This is a genomic window from Pleurocapsa sp. FMAR1, assembly GCF_963665995.1.
Taxonomy (GTDB): Bacteria; Cyanobacteriota; Cyanobacteriia; order Cyanobacteriales; family Xenococcaceae; genus Waterburya.
Map to the genome: position 1 here is coordinate 40,213 of NZ_OY762512.1, position 26,985 is coordinate 67,197.

General features: G+C 39.6%; 30 protein-coding genes and 1 pseudogene. 10 read left to right on the forward strand and 21 right to left on the reverse strand.

Features of this window, described 5'->3' with window-relative positions:
• Positions 1-26 precede the first annotated feature (26 nt).
• Complete coding sequence (locus SLP02_RS00205) at positions 27-527, reverse strand: bifunctional nuclease family protein (protein WP_319418646.1); 501 nt, start codon at positions 525-527, stop codon at positions 27-29.
• Positions 528-787: 260 nt separating this feature from the next.
• Here SLP02_RS00205 and SLP02_RS00210 point away from each other — a divergent pair, with 260 nt between their 5' ends.
• Positions 788-1,477 carry a riboflavin synthase gene (locus tag SLP02_RS00210; RefSeq protein ID WP_319418647.1) on the forward strand — a complete coding sequence of 230 codons (690 nt, stop codon included), beginning with the start codon at positions 788-790 and terminating at the stop codon, positions 1,475-1,477.
• Between the two features lie 85 nt (positions 1,478-1,562).
• On the opposite strand, the gene SLP02_RS00215 is transcribed toward SLP02_RS00210, so the two are convergent.
• The 6 genes from SLP02_RS00215 to SLP02_RS00240 all read right to left on the reverse strand — a co-directional run bounded on the left by SLP02_RS00215 (position 1,563) and on the right by SLP02_RS00240 (position 6,535).
• A complete protein-coding gene (locus tag SLP02_RS00215; protein WP_319418648.1) occupies positions 1,563-2,960 on the reverse strand; it encodes an MATE family efflux transporter in 1,398 nt (465 codons plus the stop codon).
• Between the two features lie 210 nt (positions 2,961-3,170).
• Positions 3,171-3,503, reverse strand: coding sequence for a DUF5615 family PIN-like protein (locus SLP02_RS00220; RefSeq protein ID WP_319418649.1), 333 nt, complete (start codon positions 3,501-3,503; stop codon positions 3,171-3,173).
• Positions 3,500-3,724, reverse strand: a complete 225-nt coding sequence (locus tag SLP02_RS00225; RefSeq protein ID WP_319418650.1) for a DUF433 domain-containing protein — start codon at positions 3,722-3,724, stop codon at positions 3,500-3,502. Before SLP02_RS00225 ends, SLP02_RS00220 begins: the two co-directional genes overlap by 4 nt.
• A gap of 74 nt (positions 3,725-3,798) precedes the next feature.
• Positions 3,799-5,808: an excinuclease ABC subunit UvrB gene (gene uvrB / locus SLP02_RS00230; RefSeq protein ID WP_319418651.1), complete on the reverse strand. Its 2,010-nt coding sequence runs from the start codon at positions 5,806-5,808 to the stop codon at positions 3,799-3,801.
• 67 nt (positions 5,809-5,875) lie between these two features.
• Positions 5,876-6,166, reverse strand: a complete 291-nt coding sequence (locus SLP02_RS00235; RefSeq protein WP_319418652.1) for a PIN domain-containing protein — start codon at positions 6,164-6,166, stop codon at positions 5,876-5,878.
• A 99-nt stretch (positions 6,167-6,265) separates the two neighbouring features.
• A complete protein-coding gene (locus tag SLP02_RS00240; RefSeq protein ID WP_319418653.1) occupies positions 6,266-6,535 on the reverse strand; it encodes a hypothetical protein in 270 nt (89 codons plus the stop codon).
• A gap of 327 nt (positions 6,536-6,862) precedes the next feature.
• Between SLP02_RS00240 and SLP02_RS00245 the strand changes: the two genes are divergently transcribed.
• The gene (locus SLP02_RS00245; protein WP_319418654.1) at positions 6,863-7,309 is read left to right on the forward strand and encodes an excisionase family DNA-binding protein; all 447 of its coding nucleotides are present in this window, start codon (positions 6,863-6,865) and stop codon (positions 7,307-7,309) included.
• A gap of 175 nt (positions 7,310-7,484) precedes the next feature.
• Positions 7,485-8,303, forward strand: coding sequence for a PIN domain-containing protein (locus tag SLP02_RS00250; protein ID WP_319418655.1), 819 nt, complete (start codon positions 7,485-7,487; stop codon positions 8,301-8,303).
• Here SLP02_RS00250 and SLP02_RS00255 read toward each other — a convergent pair.
• Positions 8,286-9,614 carry an ABC transporter substrate-binding protein gene (locus SLP02_RS00255; RefSeq protein WP_413467297.1) on the reverse strand — a complete coding sequence of 443 codons (1,329 nt, stop codon included), beginning with the start codon at positions 9,612-9,614 and terminating at the stop codon, positions 8,286-8,288. The genes SLP02_RS00250 and SLP02_RS00255 overlap by 18 nt on opposite strands.
• A gap of 113 nt (positions 9,615-9,727) precedes the next feature.
• Here SLP02_RS00255 and SLP02_RS00260 point away from each other — a divergent pair, with 113 nt between their 5' ends.
• The gene (locus SLP02_RS00260) at positions 9,728-10,753 is read left to right on the forward strand and encodes an ion transporter (protein WP_319418657.1); all 1,026 of its coding nucleotides are present in this window, start codon (positions 9,728-9,730) and stop codon (positions 10,751-10,753) included.
• A 12-nt stretch (positions 10,754-10,765) separates the two neighbouring features.
• Here SLP02_RS00260 and SLP02_RS00265 read toward each other — a convergent pair whose 3' ends face one another.
• On the reverse strand, positions 10,766-11,062 hold the full coding sequence (locus tag SLP02_RS00265; protein ID WP_319418658.1) for a DUF6439 family protein: 297 nt from the start codon (positions 11,060-11,062) through the stop codon (positions 10,766-10,768).
• 51 nt (positions 11,063-11,113) lie between these two features.
• On the opposite strand from SLP02_RS00265, the gene SLP02_RS00270 reads away from it, so the two are divergent.
• Entirely contained in the window at positions 11,114-11,458 is a 345-nt protein-coding gene (locus SLP02_RS00270) for a GAS domain-containing protein (RefSeq protein WP_319418659.1), read from the forward strand.
• 94 nt (positions 11,459-11,552) lie between these two features.
• Here SLP02_RS00270 and SLP02_RS00275 read toward each other — a convergent pair whose 3' ends face one another.
• Positions 11,553-13,547 (reverse strand): NAD(P)/FAD-dependent oxidoreductase, encoded by a 1,995-nt coding sequence (locus tag SLP02_RS00275; RefSeq protein ID WP_319418660.1) that lies wholly within the window; start codon positions 13,545-13,547, stop codon positions 11,553-11,555.
• 154 nt (positions 13,548-13,701) lie between these two features.
• Between SLP02_RS00275 and SLP02_RS00280 the strand changes: the two genes are divergently transcribed.
• Together SLP02_RS00280 and SLP02_RS00285 are read left to right on the forward strand one after the other, a co-directional pair.
• Positions 13,702-13,953, forward strand: coding sequence for a hypothetical protein (locus SLP02_RS00280; RefSeq protein ID WP_319418661.1), 252 nt, complete (start codon positions 13,702-13,704; stop codon positions 13,951-13,953).
• A gap of 34 nt (positions 13,954-13,987) precedes the next feature.
• Positions 13,988-14,356 carry a type II toxin-antitoxin system RelE/ParE family toxin gene (locus SLP02_RS00285; RefSeq protein ID WP_319418662.1) on the forward strand — a complete coding sequence of 123 codons (369 nt, stop codon included), beginning with the start codon at positions 13,988-13,990 and terminating at the stop codon, positions 14,354-14,356.
• On the opposite strand, the gene SLP02_RS00290 is transcribed toward SLP02_RS00285, so the two are convergent.
• The 3 genes from SLP02_RS00290 to SLP02_RS00300 form a co-directional block, all read right to left on the reverse strand.
• Entirely contained in the window at positions 14,357-14,716 is a 360-nt protein-coding gene (locus SLP02_RS00290; RefSeq protein ID WP_319418663.1) for a helix-turn-helix domain-containing protein, read from the reverse strand.
• A 191-nt stretch (positions 14,717-14,907) separates the two neighbouring features.
• Positions 14,908-15,786, reverse strand: coding sequence for a carbohydrate ABC transporter permease (locus SLP02_RS00295; RefSeq protein ID WP_319418664.1), 879 nt, complete (start codon positions 15,784-15,786; stop codon positions 14,908-14,910).
• A gap of 38 nt (positions 15,787-15,824) precedes the next feature.
• Positions 15,825-17,126 carry an ABC transporter substrate-binding protein gene (locus tag SLP02_RS00300; RefSeq protein ID WP_319418665.1) on the reverse strand — a complete coding sequence of 434 codons (1,302 nt, stop codon included), beginning with the start codon at positions 17,124-17,126 and terminating at the stop codon, positions 15,825-15,827.
• Positions 17,127-17,615: 489 nt separating this feature from the next.
• Between SLP02_RS00300 and SLP02_RS00305 the strand changes: the two genes are divergently transcribed.
• From SLP02_RS00305 to rlmB, 3 genes are all read left to right on the forward strand, one after another.
• Positions 17,616-17,981 carry an STAS domain-containing protein gene (locus tag SLP02_RS00305; protein WP_413467298.1) on the forward strand — a complete coding sequence of 122 codons (366 nt, stop codon included), beginning with the start codon at positions 17,616-17,618 and terminating at the stop codon, positions 17,979-17,981.
• Positions 17,982-18,068: 87 nt separating this feature from the next.
• A complete protein-coding gene (locus SLP02_RS00310) occupies positions 18,069-18,476 on the forward strand; it encodes a Mini-ribonuclease 3 (protein WP_319418666.1) in 408 nt (135 codons plus the stop codon).
• Between the two features lie 34 nt (positions 18,477-18,510).
• A complete protein-coding gene (gene rlmB / locus SLP02_RS00315; RefSeq protein WP_319418667.1) occupies positions 18,511-19,338 on the forward strand; it encodes a 23S rRNA (guanosine(2251)-2'-O)-methyltransferase RlmB in 828 nt (275 codons plus the stop codon).
• Between the two features lie 11 nt (positions 19,339-19,349).
• Here rlmB and SLP02_RS00320 read toward each other — a convergent pair whose 3' ends face one another.
• The 8 genes and pseudogenes from SLP02_RS00320 to malQ all read right to left on the reverse strand — a co-directional run bounded on the left by SLP02_RS00320 (position 19,350) and on the right by malQ (position 26,852).
• Positions 19,350-20,183, reverse strand: coding sequence for an MOSC domain-containing protein (locus SLP02_RS00320; RefSeq protein WP_319418668.1), 834 nt, complete (start codon positions 20,181-20,183; stop codon positions 19,350-19,352).
• Positions 20,184-20,273: 90 nt separating this feature from the next.
• The gene (ureC, locus tag SLP02_RS00325; RefSeq protein ID WP_319418669.1) at positions 20,274-21,980 is read right to left on the reverse strand and encodes an urease subunit alpha; all 1,707 of its coding nucleotides are present in this window, start codon (positions 21,978-21,980) and stop codon (positions 20,274-20,276) included.
• A gap of 50 nt (positions 21,981-22,030) precedes the next feature.
• Positions 22,031-22,396, reverse strand: coding sequence for an urease subunit beta (locus SLP02_RS00330; protein WP_319418670.1), 366 nt, complete (start codon positions 22,394-22,396; stop codon positions 22,031-22,033).
• Between the two features lie 38 nt (positions 22,397-22,434).
• Positions 22,435-22,722, reverse strand: a complete 288-nt coding sequence (locus tag SLP02_RS00335; protein WP_413467060.1) for an urease subunit gamma — start codon at positions 22,720-22,722, stop codon at positions 22,435-22,437.
• A gap of 25 nt (positions 22,723-22,747) precedes the next feature.
• On the reverse strand, positions 22,748-23,191 hold the full coding sequence (gene cynS / locus SLP02_RS00340) for a cyanase (RefSeq protein WP_319418672.1): 444 nt from the start codon (positions 23,189-23,191) through the stop codon (positions 22,748-22,750).
• Between the two features lie 53 nt (positions 23,192-23,244).
• Positions 23,245-23,511: pseudogene (locus tag SLP02_RS00345) on the reverse strand (ABC transporter ATP-binding protein); the annotation flags it as partial.
• Between the two features lie 650 nt (positions 23,512-24,161).
• Positions 24,162-24,806, reverse strand: a complete 645-nt coding sequence (locus SLP02_RS00350; protein ID WP_319418674.1) for an ankyrin repeat domain-containing protein — start codon at positions 24,804-24,806, stop codon at positions 24,162-24,164.
• A gap of 531 nt (positions 24,807-25,337) precedes the next feature.
• On the reverse strand, positions 25,338-26,852 hold the full coding sequence (gene malQ / locus SLP02_RS00355; protein WP_319418675.1) for a 4-alpha-glucanotransferase: 1,515 nt from the start codon (positions 26,850-26,852) through the stop codon (positions 25,338-25,340).
• Positions 26,853-26,985: the final 133 nt, after the last annotated feature.

The following is a 26,985-nucleotide window of genomic DNA, read 5'->3' on the forward strand; positions in this document are numbered from 1 at the left end:
TGCTACTTGAGCGAAGCGATATCAAACTAATGTTTTTCTTCATAACCACCCTTTTTAATAAGTTGATCGGGACTTAGGCTAGAAATAAACTTTCTAAAAGCTTGTCTTTCGGCATCATCCGCATCAGTATCCACGGGAATAGAAGCATCGGCAATAACTTCTTCTAATACCCAAATAGGACTATTGGTACGAAGAGCGATCGCCACAGCATCACTAGGACGACAATCAATTTCTTTTTTGATTCCATTAAACTCAATGCAAAGCACTGCATAAAAAATGTCATCGGTAAGAGAATGAATAATTACTTTGTCTAATTTGACGTTACAGTCATTTAAGATGTTGGCAAATAAATCATGAGTCAGAGGACGAGATGGGCGATGTCCTTCTAAAGCCTCAATAATTGCCTCAGCTTGGGCTTGTCCAATAAAAATTGGTAACGCTCTACGCTCTGAACTGTCCTTGAGCAGAATCATAGGACTGCGACTAGCAGCATTTAAAACAATGCCTGTAACTTTCATTTCAATCATGGTTTTGTCCTCTGAGGTAGTAGATCGGCAGGAGTTAATAGCTAAGAAAAATAGATAAGAAATTTAAATGTATCTACTCTTAATACTTTAGATATGTTTTAAGACTCTTTCAACCCTATTCAGGAAAAAAAAACTAGAACAGAAAGTCTTAAATGTTAATGTTTAATCACAGTATGCCTTAGTTTTTTTCTGTTGCCTGTAGTATTCAAGAAAAAATAATAGTTAAGTTATTTAAAGTTACAGATTTACACATAATTATAATGTTTACAGGTTTAGTACAGTCATTAGGCTCAATTGAGAGCCACAGCCAAGATTCCTTCGAGGTTTCAATTGCCCAGAACGCTTATAAGTCAATTATTTCAGATTTGGCAATTGGCGATAGCGTCGCTGTCGATGGGGTATGTCTAACAGTAGAAACAATTTTAGATCGGGGCTTTATTGCTACGGCATCCCCTGAAACTTTAGAGAGAACAACTTTGGGCGATCGCGAGAACGCTTCTAAATACGTTAACCTAGAAACCTCTCTGCGTATGGGCAGCAAAATTGGCGGACACTTCGTTACAGGACACATTGACGGTATCGGTTGCTTTATAGAATCAGTTTCTACTGCCACCTCCTGGAAAATTCGCTTTGGTATGCCCACAGGCATGAGTGAACAATGGCAAGAGAGAATAGGACGCTATCTAGTTTCTAAAGGCAGTATTGCCGTCAACGGTATTAGTCTTACCATAGCTGATTGCGCCCCTGATGGTAGTTGGTTTAGCGCAGCCGTAATTCCTCATACTTATGCCGAGACAAATCTAAGTTGTTTGCGATCGGGCAATTTAGTCAACCTAGAAAGCGATATTTTAGGCAAATATGTCGATCGATTAATCTCTCATCGTTTACCTGGTCATCATCAGCAAGAAGAAATTAGTTTATCTTTCCTAGCTGAACATGGCTATGGATAATCCGAAAATAATAGCAATTGTCTTAAATATTAAATAATTTGAGTCTGAAAAGGCGATCGCTTTTATTTTTTAATTATATTATTGACTAGCGATCGCTCGATTGATGCAAAATGTCTACTCTACCTATTTGAGAAATCTGCAATAATCTTTGTTGCCAACGAATCAAGAACAAGAATGCAGCCACTGCTACGCCTATCGACTGCCCTAACCACAAGCCGACACCACCCAAATCGAAATAAAAGCCCAGCAGATAGCCTGAAGTTAAGCCAATAATCCAAAAAGCGGGAATGTTCAGCAGCACTGGAATGCGAGTATCTTGAAGTCCTTGTAGCGCACCGTAGGTAATTTTTTGCACCGCGTCTAATATCTGAGACACCGTAGCGATCGCCAGCATCGGCAAAGCTAAACGTATAATTTCTGCATTAGCAGGATCGTTAATATCGATATATAGGCTAATAATCGCTGTAGGAAACAAAAGCATGACGATAGTTATGGCGATCGCAAATATCGCTCCCGCGCTAATACTTAGATATCCTGCTCGCTTAATTCCCGCTAAGTTTTTTTGTCCAAGCCATTGTCCGACTCGAACTGTAGCTGCATAAGACATTCCTAAAGGAATCATAAAGATTACGATCATAGTTTGAAAGACAATTTGGTGTGCAGCCAGCACTTCTACTCCCAATGTTCCCATAAGGAAACTTACAACCGTAAATAAGCCAATTTCTAATGCCAAAAATATCCCAATAGGAAAACCAATTTTACCTAATTCCCAGATAATTCTTGGTTTTAGGTGATGTAGCTGCTTGAGAATCTGATAATTTCTCAGTTGCGGATGTTTGAGAATATAGATTAGTAGGGCAAAAAACATCCCCCAAAGAGTTACGGTACTTGATAGGGCTAATCCTGCCAATTCTAGACGAGGAAAGCCAAATTTTCCGAAGCCCAAAACATAGTTACCCATAATATTAAACAGAGTGCCGACAACTACGATATACATCACGGGATGAGCATGAGATAGTCCAGATACCATACCCCGCAGCATAGCAAAGCCGATAACAGGAAATACGCCCCAAAGAATAATATCTAGATAGGTATTAGCTAGAGTAACGGTTGCTTCTGGCTGTCCCAATTGCAGCATGATTGAGTCGAAATGAGCGATCGCGATCGTAATTGGTATTGATAGCAGTAAAGATAACCAAAATCCTTGTCGTGTTAGATCCTCAATCCTTCTTTGGTTTCCTGCGCCGTTGGCTTCAGCAATCAAAGGGCTTACCGCCATAACTATTCCCGCAGCAACATTGGCAATAGCAAAAAAGATTAAAGCAGCTAATCCCCCACCTGCTAAAGTTTCTACCCCTAGTCTGCCCATCATAATCGTGTCAAAAAATCCTGTCAAAGATTGAGCCACTTGTGCGCTGGCTAAAGGAATAGCTAACTGGAAAAATTGCTTGATTTCGGTGCGAGTTGAACAGTTAAGCGTCATCAGTCACGAATCTATTATTACTTCTGACTTTTGATGTTATGCCCTTGTGGTGCTTTTTACTTATTTCTACTTCGCCCTAATAATTTATCTCGTAATTTCAATCAGGCGATCGCGATACTTAGCAACTTCTCTTCTTTCAATTTTTAGGCTGCGGTAAATATCATTGAGAGTTTTGAGTCCGTCCAGTGAAGTCTTGATTAGCTTGTGCCACTAAAATAATGTAAGAATACCAGTAGTTTGGTCGTTATTTAATGCCTCAATATCATCGTAATGATTTCGCAAAATCGCTTCAATATTAGCTGTTTTACAGTTGCCTCGTATAATCCAAATAATTTTGGGTGGAAAGCCTCTCAGTGTACAAACATCGCTAAAATCTGCATCTTTGGTAACAATTAGAAAACCTTCTTTTCGCGCATATTCCCAAACTTCAGTATCTGAAACTCGATCGAGATTTAAATTGTAAACGTGATTAGAACCAGCATAAAGATCTCCCAGGTGATTTATCAATACTGGAGACAAGTTCTGATCGAAAAGCAGTTTCACGCTTTTATGACCATCAATATTTTTTCTCTGTCGGCAGCATAACTCAGGCAAGCCCGAATGTCGTCCTCAGTTAAATATGGAAAATCCTCAAGAATCTCTTGATGAGACATACCTGCTGCTAGATATTCCAGAATGTCGTAAACTGTAATTCTCATCCCTCGAATACAGGGTTTTCCACTCCGCTTACCTGGTTCTATAGTGATTATGTCTTCATAGCTCATTACTTTTACCTCGCGAAACCATGCTAAGACCTAATTCTAATCTATGAAATTCTTCTAAAGTACTCTTGTGCGAATTACTTATTTTTACTTCGCCCTAATAATTTATCTCGTAGTTTTAAAATGCGATCGCGATACTTAGCAGCCTCCTCAAATTCTAAATCCTTTGCTGCTTGTTTCATTTTGGCTTCTAGCTGTTCTATCAAAGCGGGAATCTTTTCTAGAGGCAGATCGTAAGATTTCTCATAAACTTCTTCTAGTTGTTCAGAATTTAAACGACGAGAAATATCCAGATAAGCTAGGATCGAATTCTCTTCATTTTTGATAATTGGCTTGGGAGTAATATTGTGACGTTTATTGTAAGCCACTTGAATATTACGTCGTCTTTCTGTTTCTTCAATTGCCCTTGCCATACTATTAGTCAAGTTGTCGGCATACAAAATCGCCTGTCCTTCTATATGTCGTGCAGCCCTACCGATGGTTTGAATGATCGAACTTTCTGAACGCAAAAATCCTTCTTTGTCCGCATCGAGAATTGCTACTAAAGATACTTCAGGCAAATCTAAGCCTTCCCGCAGCAGGTTAACCCCAATTAAGACATCAAACTCACCTTTACGTAAAGCCTGAAGAATTTCTATGCGTTCAATTGATTTAATCTCTGAATGCAAATACTGTACCTTTACATTTCGTTCGGCAAAATATTCGCTAAGATCCTCCGCCATTTTTTTAGTTAGGGTAGTAATTAAAACTCTTTCTCTCTTGGCTACTCTTTCATTAATCTCACTTAAGAGATCATCGACTTGTCCTTCTGTAGGGCGAACCAAGATCTCAGGATCGATCACTCCTGTAGGGCGAATAATTTGCTGCGCCACTCGATCTTCTGACTGTTCTAATTCCCACTTAGCAGGAGTAGCCGAAACAAATATACACTGGCTAACTTTCTCCCAAAATTCATCTGCTTTGAGAGGGCGATTATCCGCAGCCGAAGGTAATCTAAAGCCATGCTCGATTAAAACCTTTTTCCGCGCCTGATCACCGTTATACATCCCACGTAGTTGAGGTACGCTAACGTGAGACTCATCAATAACTAGCAACCAGTCATCGGGGAAATAATCCACTAAACATTCTGGAGGTGCGCCTGGTTTTTTTCCTGCTAAATGCCGAGAATAGTTTTCTACACCATTACAATAGCCAACTTCCTGCAATAGTTCCAAATCGTAACGGCACCGTTGTTCTAATCGCTGTGCTTCTAGTAGTTTATTATCAGTCTCAAGCTCAATTAAACGGGCTTCTAATTCATCCTTTATATCTTGAATAGCCTTTTCTAATCTTTCTTGGGGGGTAACAAAGTGACGGGCAGGATAAATACTAACACCGTTCATACTCTGCAAAATCTCTCCTGAGACGGGATCGACATAGCGCAAGGCTTCAATTTCATCGCCAAAAAACTCAATCCGAATAATGCGATCTTCATAAGCAGGGACAATTTCTAATACATCTCCCTTAACCCGAAATCGTCCTCGTTCAAGTTCAATATCATTACGAGAATATTGAACTGTAACTAAATCTCGTAATAATTCCCGTTGATTTACTTCCATTCCCAACTTTAAAGACACGGCTGCTTTAAGATACTCCGCGGGCATTCCCAAACCGTAAATACAGCTAATCGAGGCGACGACAATTACATCTTTGCGTTCAAAAAGCGATCGCGTTGCCGAGTGACGCAACATATCAATCTCATCATTGATAGATGCCGTCTTTTCGATATAGGTATCGCTAACGGGAATGTATGCCTCTGGCTGATAATAATCATAATAACTAACAAAATATTCCACCGCGTTATCAGGAAAAAACAGGCGCAACTCGTTACACAATTGAGCAGCTAAAGTTTTATTGTGTGCCAGAACTAAAGTCGGTTTCTGCACATTAGAAATCACGTTGGCAATCGAAAAAGTCTTACCTGTACCTGTTGCCCCTAATAAAGTCTGGAAGCGGTTATTTGCCTGTAATGACTCCGTTAATTGCGCGATCGCACTGGGCTGATCTCCTTGGGGTTCAAAGGGTGCTTGCAGATTAAATAAGCTCATTTAGAAGATATATTTATACGGTCATAATCTATAAAATAACGCAAATATAACTATTAGTTCATCTGTTTTAACATAAAATCAAAGTAGAGCAACTTCGGTTTAATGTTAGTACAGGACAAGTCTCAATTTCCGAGACGCTTAATAGTTTTTTATCATTGGTAAGCAGAGGACAATCTAGCTTCAAAGCAGTTGCGGCAATAATCGCATCTGGCACTCTAAGATTATATTTTTTTCTTAAGGCGATCGTTTCTTTCTTAAGTGGATTCTTAAGTTCGACAACAGTTACATCATTAACGAAATTTTGAATTCCCTTAATTTCATTTGCCTCGATGCTTGAATATGAAAGTAGTTCGCTCAATTATCACTGAGATCTAACTACTGCTTTTTTTCCAGAGGCTTCAATAAATAACCTCCTAAATGATACAGCACCACATTAGTATCTAGGACGACAAAAAAACTACCACTCACTACGAATACGTTTCTGAAAAGTTAGTGGATCTTCTTTTAAGGCTATACTTCCCACGTGCTTATCTAAACGGCTTGCAGGTTTTACTTCTCCTAAAATTTCTTGAAAATCATCTTCTAGTAATGTCACTTCTTGAGATCCTTTATAGGACACAGTAATCTGAATATCCTGATTAATTATGCTTGTAGTCAGTTCCATGTCTAAATGCACTGTACCATCATAGCCAGTGTGGGCTGAAACACTTATTTCTTGGTCAGGCATTCTCTCAAAAGCGGGATCTAATTCAACGATACAAGGAGTATTCTTTTGTTTAATTTTCTTAATAAGCTGGTCAATAAACAATTTCATCAAATGATTAATTATTCTAAAGAGCTACGATATTTTAATTGTTATAAAACAAGGCTATTGAGCTTTTGATTACTTCTTTACTCTTAGCTTATTCAAGTATATATAAAAGTCAAGTATAGTGTTATATAAAGGAAGGTATAGTTATATAGATTATATAAAACAAGGCTATTGAGCTTTTGATTACTTCTTTACTCTTAGCTTAGTCAAGTATATACAAAAGTCAAGTAGTTATATAAGAGTATGTTAGAGCAGAAATCTAATCCCAATTCCTCTAATTTTGAAAAAAGCGAGCAAATAAATGTCAAAGAACTAAAACAGCTTTTAAATTCTGAAAAATCTTTGCCTAAATTAGTTAGCAGCACAGGCGAAGAGGTAGTTCTATCTAAACCTGTATATGATTTACTTTATCAAGTTCTAGAGGCAATGGAAGCTGGTGTTGAAGTTACTGTTTCGCCGATAGATGAAGATATGACTATTGCTGAAGCAGCAGATGTTCTGAATGTATCATCTTTTTATTTAGAAAAACTTCTAGATCAAGGAAAAATTACTTTTAAAGCAGTGGGAGTTTCTAAGCATATTAATACTAAAGATCTTCTTGATTATAAAAGTAATAGAGACGTAGAAAGACGTAAAGGTTTGAGTGAGTTAACTGCTTTCTTGCAAGAAGAAGGATTTTATACAGAATAATTTGAGTTTAATTATCTTAGTGCGACTGATGATATAGTCAGTAAACATGATCTAAGACACTAGCTGTAGAGTCCATTTAGGCTAAACACTGGCTTACACCCCTATAAACTCTAATTTATTCTGATAGACTGAATGGAGTTTAACTGGTTATTTTGAAATTAGCCAAATTGAGTTTGTGAAAACTATAGTAGTTCTCGATGCGTGTGTTCTTTTTCCTAAGCCTCTTGGTGACACTTTATTGCGTATTGCAGAAGAAGAATTGTATCGTCTTCATCTGTCACAAGAAATTTTAAACGAAACTACTCGTAATCTTGTGAAAAAAAACAGGATGAGCGAAGAGAAAGCAATTAGATATCAGCAGCAGATAAAACAATACTTTCCAGAATCAATGGTTGAAGGATATGAATCATTGATCCCTTCTATGACCAATGATATTAAAGATCGTCATGTATTAGCAGCAGCAGTAAAAAGCAAAGCCAATGTTATTGTTACATTTAACTTGAAAGACTTTCCACCAGAATTTTTGCAGCCTTGGGGAATTAAAGCACAACATCCAGATGAATTTCTACTTGAGCTATTTTCTGATTTTGAGATGAATATTGCTGTGGAGATTGTTAGACAACAAGCGGCTGACTTAAAAAAACCATCAATGACAATTAAAGAGCTTATTGTGCTTTTAGATCGCCAAGTTCCAAATTTTGCCAGATTGATATTATATTACAGATATAGCGATCGCATTTCTCAAATTGCACTAAAAACGCTTGAATTATTGGGTGAAGAAAAGCGAAACAAAATTTTGTCTTATGAAGGAGAAGAATACTATTTCGAAATAAGAGATAAAACCTTGACTATTAAGCAGAAAGCTAAGGGAGAAATTTTTAGGGAAACAGAAAATACCGTAAACTGCGATTTTACTTTTCAAGACTTGGAAAAATTAGAGGAATTTAAACAAAAGCTAAACAAGCAGTTTAACGAATCAATTACCAAAAATTAATTCTAATCGTTGTTGCGATCGCTTTAACGCTTCAGTCGGAGTTTGTTTACCTAGAAGACTAGCTTCGATCGCTCTGCCTAAGTTCTCTGATAGTCTATTATATTGAGGAATAATCGGACGAGATTTTGCCCACTTCATTTGGTCAAGAAATACTTTTACCACAGGGTTTTTGTTGACAAAATCTTGATATACTTGACTCTGTTGTGACTTGATATTCACGGGTAAATAGCCTGTTCTTAAAGCCCAATCGGTCTGAAACTCTTGGCTGAGGATATATTCTAAAAATTTTAGGCTGGCTTGTTCTCTTTTCGGGGTGGTTTTAAACACAAATAGATTTTCGCCACCAATTACCGCGGCAGGCTTTTTATCGACAGGGATAGGAAAGACATCATAATCTATATTGGCTAATTTTAACTCAGCCAGTGTCCAAGGTCCTGTAATTTGCATTGCCACTTTACCAGCGATAAAGTCATCAGTTTCGTAACCCCTTTCAGGTGGGGACAAAACGGCTACCCCAGATTGAACTAAATCTAATCCTAACTGTAAGGCTGCGATCGCGCCATCGTTAACTAAATCTGGTTGACCATTTTTTAATAAATCACCCCCAGCACTATAAATAAAAGGTAGCCAGGCAAATACATTCCATTCTTCTTTACCTAGAGATAAAAAGATACCGTGTCGATCTATGCGTTTATCGTTATTAGTATCTTGGGTTAATGCTTGGGCTGTTTGTTTTAATTCTGTCCAAGTTCGAGGTATATCGCTAATTCCTGCTTGTCTAAATAAACTAGGGCGATAAAATACGGCAGCATTGTTAGTAGCTAAGGGAACAGATAAAATATGTCCGTCTAACTTCATCGAGTCGAACATGACTGGATCTATTTCTGATTTTAGCGGTGAATTATCCAGCCAGTCTTCTAACGGTAATAATGCACCCAACTGAGCAAGTTTACCCGTAATTTGGGGAACAAACCAGAGAATGTCAGGAGGTTGATTACTAATAGTAGCAGCCAATATTTTAGGGAGTTGAGCATCGGGTTGACCAATATATAAAGCCTCGACTTCAATATCTGGGTTTTTTTGGTTAAACTTGGTAACTAATCCCTGAAAAATATCGCGATTTTCAGGGGGATTAATACCATGCCAAAAAGTTATTTTGGTAATTTTCTGTTTGCTTATTTGCCCTTGGTTACTGCAACCGCCGAGTAATAACAAACACAAAAGGCTGCAAACAAAGAAGACTATGATGCAAATTTGATAGTTGAATTTATAATTACTTTTCGATAACTCTCGATTAAACACCATTAGCATAGGTATATTGAGCAAATTTTGGTAATTACAAATATTTTAAAGACTTAAAAGTCAACGAGATAAGAATCTTTAGTATATTAGCCGACTATTAAATAGGATAATCTGAGAAAAAGATGAAGCGTAAAGCCTTTAAGCGTAAACTTTACCATATTTTAGAAGATGTTGACTATGGTAATTGGATTAGCAGATTAGACCAAATTTTCTTTTCTGTCTTAATCTTGCTAGATATTAGTGCTTTTATTTTAGAAACTTCACAACCAATAAATCAAAATTATCACTGGTTGTTTAGAGGCATTGGTATCTTTTCTACCGTAGTTTTTACCGTAGAATATGGATTGCGTTTGTGGCTATGTACTGTTGAACATCAATTTCGACATCCCGTATGGGGTAGACTGCGCTACGCTTTTACGCCGATGGCGATTATTGATTTTATCTCCACCTTTCCTTTTTACCTGTTGTTGGTGTTTCACAACTTAGCTGTGCTTAAAACCCTAAGACTGCTTAGATTGGCGCGGATTCTCAAAATTGGTAGACACTCAAAATCCGTTCGTTCTTTAGTTAGAGTAATTATCAGTAAGCAGGAAGAACTATTTATTACCCTGTCAATTATCGCTTTTTTACTAATAATTGCTTCAAGCTTAATGTTTTTTGCTGAACACGATGCCCAACCAGAAGCCTTTTCCAGTATTCCTGCTGCTATGTGGTGGGGAGTTGTCACCTTAACCACTGTTGGCTATGGCGATATTTATCCAGTTACCGTCACTGGCAAATTATTAGGAGCAAGTCTAGCCTGTTTTGGTATTGGAGTGTTTGTTCTGCCCGCAGGTATCGTTGCTTCTAGCTTTGCAGACGAAGTTAGTAGGGATGAAATAAATCCTGCACGTACAGTCAAAGAAAATCTTGAATCAGAGTCAATAGATCTCCAGAATAATAGCTTTTTTGAGCAGCAACCCAGCCTAAATCAATCATTGCAGCAAATACAGGCAGATGCCAGATTATTGAAACATTGCTTGCAAACTGCACAGACAGAACTAGGAGATATAGAATCTAGTCAAGATGCGATCGCATCCTGGGCAATGTTTCTTTATGTTCAGGCAAAGCAAGAATCTGATTTATCAAAGCTAGTAAATAAGAAATAAATTATTGATAATTTAGGATTTTTTAGCTCTACGTTGGGCATCAGGACAAGGAGGAGAGGCAAGAGTGCCATCTAGCCAGCCAGCAGCCTGATTGAGATGCTGTAAAGCTTCTTGGGGTTGCTCTTTAAGTAAAAAAACCAGTGCAGAGGTTAGCTGTTGTTTTGCCTGGGCTTGTCGATTACCTTTTAAGCGATGCCAATCTTGATGGGCAATTAAACTCCGTTCGACTAAAGCCTGAGCTAGTTCTAAATCGGTTAAATTAGCAGAAACTTTGCTTTGATTGGTGGATATCGGCGTTACTTCAAACATGGGTTAATATCGTGTCGATCTAAATATATTGCTTCACCTTTAATTTTAACGATGTCATCTCCTCAATCTGGCAATACGCAAGAAAACGAATTAGAAAAAATCTTAATTGAAGTAGAAACATCACTTCTAAAGTTACAGAAACGTCATGCTCAAGTTAAACAAGATTTAAAAGCGCGATCGCACCTTTTAGAGCGTCAACAAGAACTCAAACAGCAGCAAAAAGATAAATCTATTCCTCAACCCTTAAAGACTGAACTACGCAGCCTTCAGCAAGAGCTTGATGGCTTAGAGCTAACTCTCGAAAGCGTTTTGCTGCCCGATATATTTTGGCAGGTAGTACGCTTTGTCTTTTTGGGAATTGCGATCGGCTGGTTTCTGCATATTTGGGCAACATAAAAGGATTAAACATTGTAGGGTGGGCAATAAAAGCTTATTGGGAGGTAAGATATAAAAATATTTTTTGCCCACCAAATATAGTTCCATCTACTAATCACTGCTTAGTATTACCAGAGTAACGTAGCTGATAATTTAGACTTAAAAGCTTAAGCCACAAACCAGGATAGTTTTTTTCTAACCATGGTTGGGATTTGGCGATCCAGCCAGGAAACCATCTAGCTAGCAATAAATTTCTCAGAGCATCTAGGTTAAAAGCAGCATACGAACCTAGCCAGCGCATCATGTCTTTGCTTCCCGCCATTTCCCAGATCCAAATTAACAAGGCGGGATTTTTGCGCGCAGCAATTAAGGCTAATCTGGTAAAGGTCAACCAGTCAGTGCGATCTTTAATAAAAGTATTGGCAACCTCGGTTGGCTCATCAGCTAGTAAGCCAAAAAAGGTATTTAACATGGAGTTGATTCTTTGGGGAGGTAAAGTTTTGCCTGTAGGCACCATCATTCCTCTAGAAAAGAGCCAGGTAACAGCAATATTGCTCTGATAAGCTCTAATTTGGTTTAAATGCTTGGCAGCAAGTAGATCGTTTTGCAAAGCGGTATTTAACATGGTTGTAAGACGCTCTAGATTACGTACTAAAGAACCAAATCCCGTAAAAACTAGCGGAGACTGTAATGAAGCAGCATCGCCAATGGCTACTAAGCGATCGAATGCCACAGTGCGATCGCGATCGCCTACGCTAAAATGACCAGGAATATAGCCAAAGGTTGGCTTTTTCCAGACAAGTTGTTCTACATCGCAACGGCGGTACTCTGGCAAAATGGTAAAGAAGTCTTCGTACATTTCTAAAAGAGAACCAGGGTTTTCTGGATGCACCTGATGGTAGTGAAACAGATAAAAGGTTAATTCTCCATTTCCTGCGGGAAACAATTCCCAGATTAACTGTCTGCCTCTCGATATATCTCCATGAGAATTTAAGACATCTCCATAGTCTTTGTCCCAAACTTCAGGGGCAAAACCGCTTTCGATCACTGCCCCCACTGTAGGGCATACACTATCAAAAGTTCTACCGCCATTTAGTTGCCAAGCAATAGGAGAGGCTGTTCCCATTGCATCTATCAGTAGCCTAGCGGTTGCCTGCTTATTCTCTTGGGTAGGCAAATGAGTTAACTGTACTGTAATTTCAGTTTCAGAAACATCAGCCCGCACAAATTCTGTCTCATCCCAAATATCTCCCCCTGCCTGACGCAGTTTATCACCACAGAAATGCAAAAGCTTCTCCGCATCAATTGCCACGTTTAAAACTTCAGGAGTATGTAACACCGAAGCTTTTAGATGATTGGGATTATAGGCATCAAAGAATTTACTAAAACCGTCAATATATTCGGCTGCAATTACTGACTCAAAATCTTCTGGGGTAAATAAACCCAAATTAATCAAACTCTGAAACTCATCACGAGAAATATTCCACTCTCGATTCATTCTGCCAAAAGGCAGTCTCTCCACTAACAGCACTCGATAGCCTTTTTGTGCCATTACCGCAGCATGAATTACCCCCAAAGCACCACCAATATAAATTAAATCGTATTCTTTCTCTGGTGCTGAATCAGAATTATCTTTAAAAATTACTTCTTTTGGCTGTTGAGGATTATTGACGCTATCTCGCCAGCGTTTTTCCCACCAGTAAACTCGATTGAGATCGTATTCTCCATTGGGCATTTTCTGGAAATAATGTACTGTCTGGGGATAGCTGTCAGCTAAAGCCTCAAAGATAGACTGCTGTGATAAATCTATATCTGGGGGAATAGGATACTTTTGAGGAAATGCTGCCTGAATTTCCCTGACTAACTGCTGCTTAATTTGATTCGCTGCTGCAATTGGTTTACTTCCCCATTGAAAAACTTTTAAATAGGTAGTACGCTGTAGCTGCCAAACAAAAATAGATAATTCACCGTTAGGCAAGCCATCAAACTGAAGACGAATGCCGTCGGGAGTAGCAGTTTTTTTACCCTTTATGGGTTGCCATTCTTGTAACCAAGTTTTTACCGCTTCTATATCGACAGTAGGTATTTCCGTGTACAGTAACTCTTTCATATATAAAGATTATTTTCTTTTTAAAAAGATTTTAAAACAAAGTTGAATTAGGTAGGAATGGGCTACACTTGCGAGGTAATTTGACCGTTGGTCAGATAAGTCTTCTTGTTAGTACACAATAACTAATTTGTCCTCATATTGCTGTTTTATATTTATGGATTATCCCATTCCCGCTAACACAGAAGAAATATTGGCACTAAGAAATAGTTCCGTTAATGAAGAAGTTATTGCCAGTGCGATCGCAGGTGTGATACAAATAGCTCGTCAACAAGGACAGTCTCTAGAAGATTTGACCGCAGGAATTCTCAAAGACGACAGCCTTTTAGAATTAGATCGACGCAAGTGGTTGAGTGAATTGATTGCCCAGGCTTGGATCATGTTGCCTTCTTTAAAGGATGAAGGATGAGGAATGATGTTCAAACTTGTAGCAAATCTATTATATGATGCCAGAAAAAAAATTTCGTTTTGCTAGCGATGCAGCAGGAAGAGAATACAAAAAATTACCAGCGAATATTCAAAAAGACTTTGGTAGTAGTTTAAATCTAGTCCAGAACAACATAAAACCTTTTCTACCTATAACTCAATTAAGCAGTATCGGCGCAGGAGTCTTCGAGCTAAAAATACAGGGGAGTCCAGCCTATAGATGCGTATACATAGCAAAATACGCAAATACTGTTTTTGTCTTACATTCATTTGTTAAGACAACTAATAAAACAGACCAGCAAGCAATAAACACAGCTACTAAGAGATATAAGGAATTGATGGCTAAACTAAGCGCGATTGCAAATAGAAATAAGAGTGGAAAATGATTACGCAAGCTCAGGGGCTTTAAATTCAAATCTTATGCTGCCGTCTTCTAAATTGACAATACTAAACGGAACGCTTAGAAGATCGAGCATTGTCATCAAAGAATCTATAGTGAACATATCAATTTTACCTGTCATTAAATGAGAAACTCTAGACTGATCTACCTGTAATCTTCTAGCTGCTTCGGTTTGTGTCCACTCGGCTCTTTCAATTATGTCTCTAAGAAACGCAGTTATTCTAGTTTTAGCTACCATTTTACTGGCTTCTACAGGTGTTTCTGTGACATGAAAAGGACTTTCATATGATTCAAACTCGTTATCAAGATCTACACTTGATAATTCAAAATTTGTGTTTATGTCCATAGTTTTTACCTCGAAAATAGTTTTCCAGAGATTGCCGACAATTATGTAAAATTTTACATAACTGAATACACATATTGGCACAAATTAAGCACAATAACCAGCTTTACCCCTTCCCAATAGCTGCCTTATATATGCTTTAAATCCTAATTTAGTCTGTTAAAAGCGATCGCTCTTAATAGACAACAAAGAATTTAAGCACGAACTTTTTTCAACATCACTGAAGTAAAAGCTACAGCTAATATCAATAAGAGAAAAGTTACTACAACTAAAGCTGCACCATAGCCAAAATCTAAATAGCGCATTACCGTTGAGTAAATATAGATTGAAACCGTTTCCGTAGAACCTGCTGGACCACCGCCCGTCATGACCTGCACTAGATCAAAAATACCAAAAGATTGAGCAAATCTAAACAGCAAGGCAATTAAAATCTGAGGCATCAGTAGGGGTAAGGTTATTTGATAGAAACTCTGCCAGGGACTTGCCCCATCCATTCGATGAGCTTCATACAAATCTTCGGAGATAGATTGCAGTCCAGCTAATAAAATAATGCTAATAAAGGGTGTTGTTTTCCAAACATCAGCCACGATTAAAGCCGTCATGGCCAAAGCAGGTGTGCCTAGCCAGTTAATTCCCGTATCAATCAATCCTAAACGGGTGAGTATATCGTTGACCACCCCATATTGATCGTTAAAAATCCAAGCCCAAGCTAACCCCATGACAGCGGTAGGTAAAGCCCAGGGAATGATCGAGATTGTGCGGACAATTCCGCGACCAAAAAAAGATTTGTTTAAAACTAAGGCAATTCCCAAGCCTAAGATCAATTCTAGGGAGACACTGATTACCGTAAAGACAGAGGTATTAAATAAACTTTGCCAAAATCTGCCATCCCCTAGCATTCTTTGATAATTACCAAAACCTGCAAAAACTGGCTGTAGTTGTGTACCTAAGTTTTCGGTAAACCAGCTTAGATAAAAGGCTCTAGCAATGGGATAGATAAATACCAAACCCATTATCAGTAAAGCTGGAAACAGTAAAAGCCAGCCCGTTAGTTTTTCTTGTTTATTAAGCATTGTTCATGATTATTGTTATTTTCCTTGTCTTTCATCCCTCATCTTTTTAATAAGTTGCGGGTTTCATTGGCAGCAGCTTTCATAGCTTGTTTAGGAGTCGAACTGCCTGTTATGATTGCACTAAGATAACGCTGAAGAATATCTGAAGCTTGAGCATACTGAGCAATAGGCGGGCGTAAGGCAGAACTTTTAACAACATCTAGTAGCTTGGGATAATAATTGTATTTAGCCACAATTTCAAGGTCATTAAATAAAACTGTGCGACTGGGAACAAAGCCAGTTTCTAAGACAAATTCTCGCTGTGATTCCTCACTACTAAGGAATTTCATTACTTCCCAGGTTTCATCTGGATGCTTGGTGCTTGTAGAAATACCTAATCCCCATCCTCCAAGGGTTGCACCGCTATTTTTGCCTGGGGCATGAACCATTGGCTTAATGTTAAATTTTCCTGCAATGGGAGACTCTAACGCCAAGCTGTAGACGTAAGGCCAATTCCTTAAAAAAACTGCCTTGCCATTCTCAAATAAACGGCGGGTTTCCTCTTCGGCATAGGTAGTGACACCTGGAGGAGAAACTTTTAGCGCGATCGCCTTATGTAAAAATTCTGCCGAGGCGATCGCTTCTGGTCGATCTAAACCAACTTCCAAAGTGTCAGGATCGACCCAAAAAGCTCCATTCCCTGCCAATATTTCCACAAACATGGCAGCTAATCCTTCATACTGCTTCCCCTGCCATACATACCCCCAGTTGGCTAATCCCTGCTTTTGTAAGTCCTGAGAAATTTTTAGTAGTTCATCAAAGGTTTCTGGCGGTTCATATCCAGCTTGTTCGAGTAAGTCTTGGCGATAATAAAGCATTCCCGCATCAGAGCGAAAAGGAAGACGATACAGCCTGTTTTCAAACATACCTCCTGCAATATCTGTCTTTAGATATTCTGCTGCTTCAGCAGCCGACAGGCGATCGCTAATATCTTTCAACCAACCCGCAGCAGCGAATTTGGAAGTCCAAACGATATCCATATAAACTAAATCGTAAGGAGAATTACCCAGTAAAAACGAAGATGTATATAAATCTTCTACTTGGTTACTATCACTGGGAGCTTCGACAATTTGAAAGCGAATACCTGAATGCTGTTGATTGAATTTAGTTGCCAAAGGCTGTAGCTGCTGTGCTTCATCAGCTCTGACTAAAGTTTTGATCGTCACAGCTTGCTGAGTCCAAGCAGGTAAGATTACGAAAAAAGTTAAACCCAAACCAGCCAGTAAAACAATTAAAAAATAAGTTTTAATAAATTTAAAGGTGTTTTTTCTGATTTTTCTTATCAGACGAAGAATTAACATTATTTATATCTATTGAGCTAAATGATTAGTAATGTTGGCAATAGTTTCAGATGTGTGCTTACTTTACAACGAAGTCCCCTTGACAATCAAAAATTAAAAATCTTTAACAGAAAAGTCATCAAAACACCATTTACTAGGAAACTTCCGTGTTTATACGAATGTATGCAAATTTTATTAGCAGTAACATTTGTTTAATCAAAAGGTAATCCACTATTTGCAAGGTGGTTTTACACAGTTTTTTAAAATTAATTTCTCTTGCTCTACAACCCTGCATTTCTAGCCAAAGCAGGGTTTTTTGTATATATTTGACTTTTTTCTATTACTTTGAGCTTAAATAAAGCTTATAGATTATGTTCAATTGAATAATCATCAACCCTAGTAAAAATGAGCTATACTTTACCATTGACAAAGCTAAAAGTAATGTTATGAGTCGGTATTCGGCACAGCACTTACTGCTAGCAATCATAAGGTAAAGTTGAGGAGGAGGCTATTCCTGAGCAGCTAAACCTGACTGTAAGCTTAAGAGGCTCCCGCGAAGTCAGGGAAAACTATCAAATATTTCGTCTAACTGGGTTACTCGATGCCTTTTCAGAACCAGCATTCCGTAAGGTTATTGGTAACTGTATAGACGAGGGACCAAAAAACCTAATTTTGGTTCTTGCACAAATTGATTTTATCGATAGTTCTGGTCTGGGAGCTTTGGTGCAGCTCGTGAAAAAGGCGCAGACAATAGGAGGTAGTTTACAGGTTGTTACTAACCCTAGGGTTACACAAACCGTTAAGCTAGTTCGTTTAGAGAAATTTCTTTCTCTCCAGCCTTCTGTAGAAGTAGCCCTAGAAAGCCTAAAAAAATAACGTCCTTGATGGATGCTTTTTTACCAGAAGAATAAACTCGATAATACGCCAATAGACACGGCTCATACTTAGGTAAAGTTCGGAGTTATGGGAGATTCGACCACGACAAGTCAATTAAATCAAATTGAATGCTTGTCGCCGATCGCTCTAGCGTATATAGGAGATGCTGTATTTGAACTATATGTTCGCACCAAATTCTTAATGCCCCCGAAACGTATGACTGATTATCATGGTCAAGTCGTCACCCAAGTAAGAGCCGAAAGTCAGGCGATACATTTATCTAATTTATTGCCTTGCTTAACTGATGGGGAAAAAGAAATTTTACGCCGAGGACGCAACGCTTGTGTAACTAAGCCTCGTCGTCTATCTCGTCACATTTACCAGCAAGCAAGCAGCTTGGAAACATTAATTGGTTATCTTCATTTAACTAATCCTCAGCGTTTACAAGAATTGTTGGCTAAATTGGATTTTGCTTTCCTTGACGGTGGAGAATAGATATTCAGCTCTTTTTTGTAACAGGCATCAAATAATGAAACCCAAATCGTCTCCGCCAAGGAAAAAAATTCAATCAAAAATTAACTCTGATGGTAATAATACTCCTGAAACTTTTACTCAACCAGCAGAAGAAATTGATTTAACCTATGGTCGTCATCCAGTTTTGGCTGCTTTAAAAAGCGATCGCCAGATTAATCGAATTTGGCTTACGGATAAACTACTTGCTCACGGACAGTTCTATCCCTTAGTTAAAGAGGCTAAAGCCAACGGCACAATTATTGATGAGGTAGATTCCCGTCGTTTAGCTCAACTAACCCAAGGAGGCAATCATCAGGGCATTGCAGCCCAGGTTGCTCCCTATTCTTATTGGGATTTGTCCGTTCTAATTGACCATGCTAAAAAAACTTCTGACCCTGTAATTGTAATTGCCGATAGTATCGAAGATCCTCATAACTTAGGAGCAATTATCCGTACTGCCGAAGCGTTAGGAGTTCAGGGAATAGTTATTCCCCAACGACGCGCAGCAGGAGTTACTTCAACGGTAATGAAGGTGGCAGCAGGGGCATTAGAAAATATGGCGATCGCCAGAGTAGTAAACTTAAACCAAGCAATTATCAAGCTTAAAGATGCTGGCTTTTGGATCTATGGCACAACAGCCGATACAGATACGATGCTGCACCAGACCAACTTTAGTGGCTCAGTGGGTTTAGTTATCGGCTCAGAAGGTCAAGGCTTGAGTCAGTCAACCGAGAAAAACTGCGATCAGTTAGTAGCTATTCCTTTAGTTGGTAAAACACCTAGTCTTAATGCTTCTGTGGCAGCAGCGATCGCTCTTTACGAAGTATTTAGACAGAGGCAATAATTAATTACTAACTACGGAACTTCAATTTCTGACAACCACACAGAATCTCCTTGATGAATAGTGCCTCCTTGAATAACTGACAATCTTATTCCTGCAATAACTTCGTTATGCTGTGCCGTCGTTTTTAAAATAGTCAGATCTTGTGGCAATCCTACCTGTGCCAAGGTGGTGACAACACATCGAGGACAGGCTGTATCAATCTTCAGCCTGACAGAATCTCCAATCACAAGAGTATTTCCCACCCAAGCATTTTCGACAAAATCATTCTGCGCCGATGGGGTATCTATCAACAAGTTAGGACGAAAGCGACAGGGAGCAAACTCACCATCAGGGTAAAGTTCTTGTAAGCGATTGAGAGTAGCGGTAGTGATAGCGTGGATCGGGCAAGAATCAAAAAAAGTTCCAGGGGGCATAAACAATTGAGTCACCGTATCTTGATAGGCAGTACCTTCTACATCTGGCCAATATTGATCGAGGCTAGGAGTTTCAGGGACAGTAGCCAGAAACTTTACTTCTCGGTTAATCCAGTTAGATAGCTGGGTATCAATATCAGGCTGTTCGCTGGTTACAGTAGAACCATCAGGGAGAGAAATATGTACGGTAGGTATGAGTTTATCTACCTGGGTTGTTTGGGCTAAGGTTGCATGACAGTTAAGTAAAGACGACCATTTTCGTGGATTTTTGGCACTGGCAATACGCTTAGTTTCTACGTCCCAAAGGGCATAAGCGCGATCGCCTAATAATCCTTTTGTCCCAATATCTGACTTATCTAATTTTTCCCCCTGCATAGATTTGACTGGATAACGCCACAAGGTTTTGAGAGTACCAACAAATGTACGTTCCATAAAAGATATTTTGCCAGATTGCATTTTTCAAGGATATTTGGACTTAACATTACCATGGGGTTTTGACTGTGGCAGTAGCGATGTTTACGTTTAACGAAACATATATAATCTTCCTAAAGGAACGCGATCAACTGGTTCGCAGATTGCTAGTTCGCCATCAACTCTAACCTGAAATGTGTCAGGATCGACTTCGATATCTGGACAAATATTATTGTGTGTTAGGTCAGACTTCGATAATGAACGAGTACCACTGACGGCTAAAGCAGGCTTTTGCAAGCCTAATTTATCAGGGATACCTTTATCTATGGCAGCTTGGGTCATAAAGCTAAAAGAAGTGGCTTGAGGTGCTATACCAAAACTACTCCACTGTGGTCGATAAATAATTGGTTCGCAAGTCATCAACGAAGCATTAGATTCTCCCATTGGCGACCAAGCAATAAAACCACCTTTTATAATCAATTCTGGCTTGATACCAAAGTATCCAGGTTGCCATAGTACGATATCGGCGATTTTTCCTGGTTCTAATGAACCTACATAACGATCTATGCCATAAGTGCGAGCAGGGTTAATTGTATATTTAGCTAAATAACGTAAAGCTCTTTGATTATCATGGCGATCGCTATCTTCTGGTAATATTCCTCGTTGGTCTTTCATTTTAGAAGCCAGTTGCCAAGTACGGCAGATAGTTTCGGCGATGCGCCCCATTCCTTGACTATCCGAACCCATCATGGAAATTGCTCCCATATCGTGCAAAATATCTTCGGCAGCAATAGTTTCGGCTCGAATACGCGAATCGGCAAAAGCAATATCTTCAGGAACTCTAGGATTGAGATGATGACAGACCATCACCATATCTAAATGCTCGTCAAAAGTATTTACCGTATAGGGATTGGTCGGGTTGGTAGAAGAGGGTAAACAGTGAGGATAGGAAGCTACTTTGATAATATCTGGTGCATGACCGCCCCCAGCCCCTTCTGTATGGTACATATGAATAGTACGGCCCGCGATCGCATCTAGCGTATCTTCCACATATCCCGATTCATTAAGAGTATCGCTGTGTAGCTGTACCTGAAAATCGTATTCATCTGCCACCCTTAGACAAGTATCAATGGCAGCAGGCATTGCCCCCCAATCTTCGTGAATCTTCAAACCAATTGCACCACCTTCGATCTGTTCGACTAAACTGGCAGGTAAACTAGAGCTACCCTTACCCAAAAAGCCAAAATTAATCGGAAAGCTTTCTGTGGCTTGCAGCATAATTCCCAAATTTCGCGCCCCACCCGAACAAATTCCCACGGTAACAGGGCCTAAACCACCACCAATCATGGTAGTAATACCGCTAGAAAGAGCTTCAGCGCACAACCCAGCACTATCAAAATGAACGTGACCATCAATACCTCCAGCCGTAGCAATTAAGCCTTCTGCCGAGCGCACATCTGTATTGGCACTGACAATTAAATTAGGTGTGACCCCATCCATAATATCTGGATTACCAGCCTTACCAATGCCGACTATCTTGCCGTCTTTAATGCCCAGATCGGTTTTAATAATGCCCAACATCGCATCCATGACGATGACATTGGTTAGAACTAAATCTAATGCCCCTTGGGCTGCCGTTACCCCTGGTGCTAAACCCAAACCATCCCGTAACGTTTTCCCGCCACCAAAAACACATTCATCACCATAAACCCCTGTATCCGCTTCAATTTCAATAATTATCGAAGTATCTCCCAGACGCAGGCGATCGCCTTTAGTCGCACCGAATAGTTCTCCGTAACGTTCGCGGTTTATTCTCATGGTTTGGTTAGTCGTTAATGGTCAATGGTAGGGGCGATTCGCCCTTATAGTTATTGATAAAAACCCGATTGTTGGGCTTGAGCGATCGCTTGAGCCTTAGTTTCAGGATTATCCAATACACCGTTGGTTAAATTATTAAGTCCGATAACTCGTCTATTTCCTCCAATAGCAACTAGAGTAATTTCTTTGGTATCTCCAGGTTCAAAACGAACTGCCGTCCCCGAAGGAATATCCAAACGAAACCCAAAAGCAGCAGGGCGGTCAAATGCTAAGGCTCGATTGACTTCAAAGAAATGAAAGTGAGAACCTACTTGTATCGGGCGATCGCCTGTATTATCTACCGCGATCGTTTTCTTCTCTCTACCTGCATTAATTTCAATCTCATCCTCTGCAAAAAATATTTCACCTGGAATCATTATTTAGTAGTTAGTGATTAGTGGTTAATGGCAGACCGCTAAAGCGATCTAATCGGATTATGAATACTAATTAACTTTGTGCCATCAAGAAAATGTGCTTCTACTTGAATTAAGGGAATCAATTCTGCTACTCCTGGTAAGACATCATCCATTGTCAGTAATTGGGCCCCCTCACTCATTAATTGAGCTACGGTTTTATCTTCCCTCGCCCCTTCTACCATGACATCGGTAATATAGGCGATCGCTTCAGGGACGTTTAATTTAATCCCTTTTGCTTTACGACGACGAGCAATTTCCGCAGCGGTAAATATCGTCAAGCGCTCCATTTCTTTTGGTGTTAGATACATAAATTTACCATTTTTTATAAGGCAAGAATTTCCCGCACATCACTATTTGGACGCGATCGCCTTTAGGATCTTCTACTTTCTCTACTTCCACCGAAAAGTCGATCGCACTCATAATTCCATCCCCAAATTTTTCATGGACTACCGCTTTGATAGGCATTCCGTATACCTGCATAATTTCGTAAAAACGATAGATCAATGGATCGGTAGGTATTTGAGGATCGAGAGAACCTTTTAGAGGTGCTACGGTAAGAGGTTCAGCCATTGATTCTGGTAAGCCCAAGGTAGTAACGATTTTGGTTGCTTCGTCCATATCTGCACTAGCTTGACGATAGATAACTGAAGCAATCCAGGTTTCATCTTGTCCCACTGCTTTTTCTAAATCCTCAAAGGTAATACCTTTTTCTTTTTTAGCTGCTAATAGTTTTTCAGTAATTTCTGAAATAGGCATAATTCTTGCTCCTTGTTTTTCGTTAATTGGGGAGGGCGAACAACCGTTCGCCCCTACGGTTTAATTCTTAATTTTTCTACCGCCCTAGTTTCTCGATACAAATGGTCTTCCATTTCTTTTTTTAGCTTTGGATAATCGGGATGGTTGGCGACGGTAGTGCGATCGCGAGGACGAGAAAAAGGGACTTCTAAAACTTGGGAAATTTTGGCAGCAGGTCCTTTAGTCATCATGGCAATGCGATCGGACAGCAGCAAAGCTTCTTCAATGCTGTGAGTAATCATCACGGCAGTTTTACGCTGTTTGTTCCAAATATGTTCAATGAATACCCATTTCTGTCAGATCTTCGTCATGTTTACTGGATCTTTGAGCATACCCTCTGTTATGAATTTCTAGTGATCGTCCGTTAGGTGAAAACCACCACAATCCCTACATCTTGAATCTAATTCGCTCAGATTTCCTCGCCAGGAGTTAAGATTAATCCCTTTATCTGTAGCGTTTGTACTTGAGGAAATTACCATAACTGTAACCAATATTTTCGTTATGAGTAATTAGAACCTTTTTTGTATTTCCAGGCTGTAGCAATTTTTACGTAATTTGCATCACCTTATATGTTTACACAGCAAAACAAGCGATTTTGTAGATTTATTTTTTTATAATTACCCCGCTTCTGTCACTCTCGGAAAATAAAACTACAATAGAAAAAGTTCTTGGTAGCTGTGAGGTAGATAGGGTAATAGATGTAGAATTACAGATTCTCAACAGGCGCAAACAAAGGCGCGCTTCCGTATGTAATGCTTTTTGATGCTGAACCATGCGCGGGAGTCTTCTCTCATTTCCTCGCCTCAGACATTTTTATTTTTATATTTAATTGGGTTTAATTGAGACTATGCCAAAATTTTTTTTAAATAAATTCATAAATTCTTTGTTCTCGGCTAACTTCTCGACTAATTATGTCCCTGGCTTGATTTCCTTAACTATCTGTAACTGATAAAGATGCTCCGCTACTAACCAATAACTCAACTATTTCCATTCTGGCGTTGCCAGTGGCATACATCAAAGCAGTCTTACCATTTGGCGTTTGAGCATCGATTTCTGCACCACTTTCGATTAAGTGCATAATTATTTGTAACTTGTCCTCGATTGGTCTGGCATCTTGAATACCTAAGATAGCCGTTTTCATCAAAGGAGTAATGCCATTTTTATCGCTAAAATTAGGATCTGCTCCATGAAGCAATAATAGCTTAACAATATGAGGCATACACCAGAGAATAGCTACTTCTAAAACACTACGCCCCAAACTATTCCTTACATTTGGGTTTGCTCCATATTCTAGTAGTAACCGCAGACACTTCTCTTTGGCTGTAATATAATAACTGCTTCTTGAGCGATCGCTAATTAACTCCTGAGGCAAGGTGAACCAAACTTTCTCAAATGCCGAAAATATCAGTGATTGAGATGCTTGCCCCACTATTTTTGTATTGGGATCTACTCCCTGCTCCAATAGCTTTTTGAGAGCAGCAACATCATTAGCTGCCACTGCCTTAGCTAGTCTTGACTCTTCTCTTTGGGAGTAAGGTCTAATTTTTTCGACAACATTGAAAATAATCCAACTCATAATATACGCTTTAAGTGAATTAGCGTCGTTTAAAGCTTACTAGTTCGTAGCTCTTAGCTCTTAGCTTTTAGCTTTTAGCCTTTAAACTAAGAGCTAAGGATTGTTCGCTCCTAACTGTTCAACTCGCGCGTTCCCTTGCTAAGTCAGCATTCCCTTGCGTCTTACGCCGACGCGGGGTCTGACTTCTGACGGCGACGCGGTGAGACAGTTGCGGTGGTGAGACACTTGCGTTGCGGACGGCAGTTTTTGGGACAGAATACTCTGACCCAACCTCGACAGTTCCTTTAAGCGGGGGAACCCCGCCAACGGACTGTCTCGCAAAACACGCCTCGTCTATGACACGTTGCGAGACACCCTCAACAGTCCTCTGCGGAGGGAAACCCTCCTGCAAGGCTGTTTCGCAAAACCGTTGCGGGGGTTCCCCCCGTTGAGGTACCTGCGGGGGGTACCCCTTGATTGTCGAGGGTGAGCAAAGTGTCGAAAGGGTTTCCCGGCATAAGCAAACTGTTGAACCCTTTAGGGGGTCGCTCGTCAATGCTCAATGTTCACTGGCGTGCGTCCATAAAGATAAGTTAGATGTCGCAAGCGACCGCTCAACTCGTCATTGAATGCCTCTACCCGACAACGCCAAGACCAATTTCCTGTAGGTTGAGCAGGAGTATTCATTTTAGCATCTGTACCTAATCCTAGAATATCTTGAAACGGCAACACCACCGTATTTCCCACAGAAGCCAGTGCCATGCGAATTAATGCCCAGTGAATACCATCTTGACCAATACAGCCTAAGTAGTCTATGACCTTAGCCTTATCTTCAGGCGATCGCTGTTCATACCAGCCTACAGTAGTATTGTTATCGTGAGAACCAGTGTAAACAACACAGTTGCGGTCTGTATAGTTATAAGGTAAAAAACCATTGTCACGGTCAGAATCAAAGGCAAACTGAATAATTTTCATGCCTGGAAAACCAAATTTGTCACGCAACGCTTCTACCTCTGGCGTGATTACTCCCAAATCTTCCGCCACAATTGGTAGCTTACCCAGTTGTTTTTCTAACTGTTGAAAAAATTCATCTCCAGGAGCCTCAAGCCATGTACCGTCCATTGCCGTATCTGCTCCTTGAGGCACTGCCCAGTATGCTTGAAGCCCTCTAAAATGGTCAATACGAATAATGTCTACATATTCTAGGATGCCTTCAACTCTCCTAATCCACCACTTAAAGTCTGTTTTGGCTAGTTCTTCCCAGTTGTAGACAGGATTACCCCAGAGTTGACCAGTGGCACTAAAGTAATCTGGAGGAACACCAGCCATTAATGTTGCTTCTCCCGTTTTTTGATCTAAACAAAAGATTTTGTTGTGCGCCCAAACATCAACGCTATCGTGCGCCACGTAAATAGGAATATCGCCAAATATTTTTACTCCTTTTTGATTAGCATAGTGCTTGAGGTTCTTCCATTGAGAGAAAAACTGATACTGGACAAATTTGTGAAAGAATATCTCGTCAGCCAACTCATTTGCCCACTTGACCATGGCTTGAGGCTGACGATAAGCAATATCTTGTGACCATTGATTCCAACTGGCATTATTATGAACCTTCTTGAGGGACATAAACAGAGCATAGTCACTTAACCAGTCATTTTGACCATCACAAAAGCGTTGAAATTCTTTATCTGTTTCTGAACCCTGTTCTTTAAAGCGATCGCTTGCCAGTCGTAACAAAGGCATTTTACTATCAATTACCGAGCCAAAATCAACATGATCTACAGGAAAGTCAGGTAGTCTGTCTAATTCTTCCGTGGTCAATAATCCTTGACCTTGTAAAATTTCAGGGCTAATTAATAGCGGATTTCCTGCCAAAGCAGAATAAGATAGATATGGTGAGTTTCCGTAACCAGTGGGTCCAATTGGCAAAATTTGCCATATCTGTTGGTCGCTGTTGGCTAAAAAGTCGATAAATTGATATGCGTTCCCGCCCAAATCGCCGATGCCAAAACGGCTAGGCAGAGAAGTTGGATGAAGCAGAACACCGCTAGCTCGAAAATCTAACATTTATGATCGGGAAATTTTAGTAATTTTTACCTAAATTTATCAGAAAAATCAAAGCTTTCTGGTAAATTCAAGATTGTTCTATCTTACAAAGTTTACAGAGGTTTGAGTAAAGTTATCTAGCATAGTGTCAAAG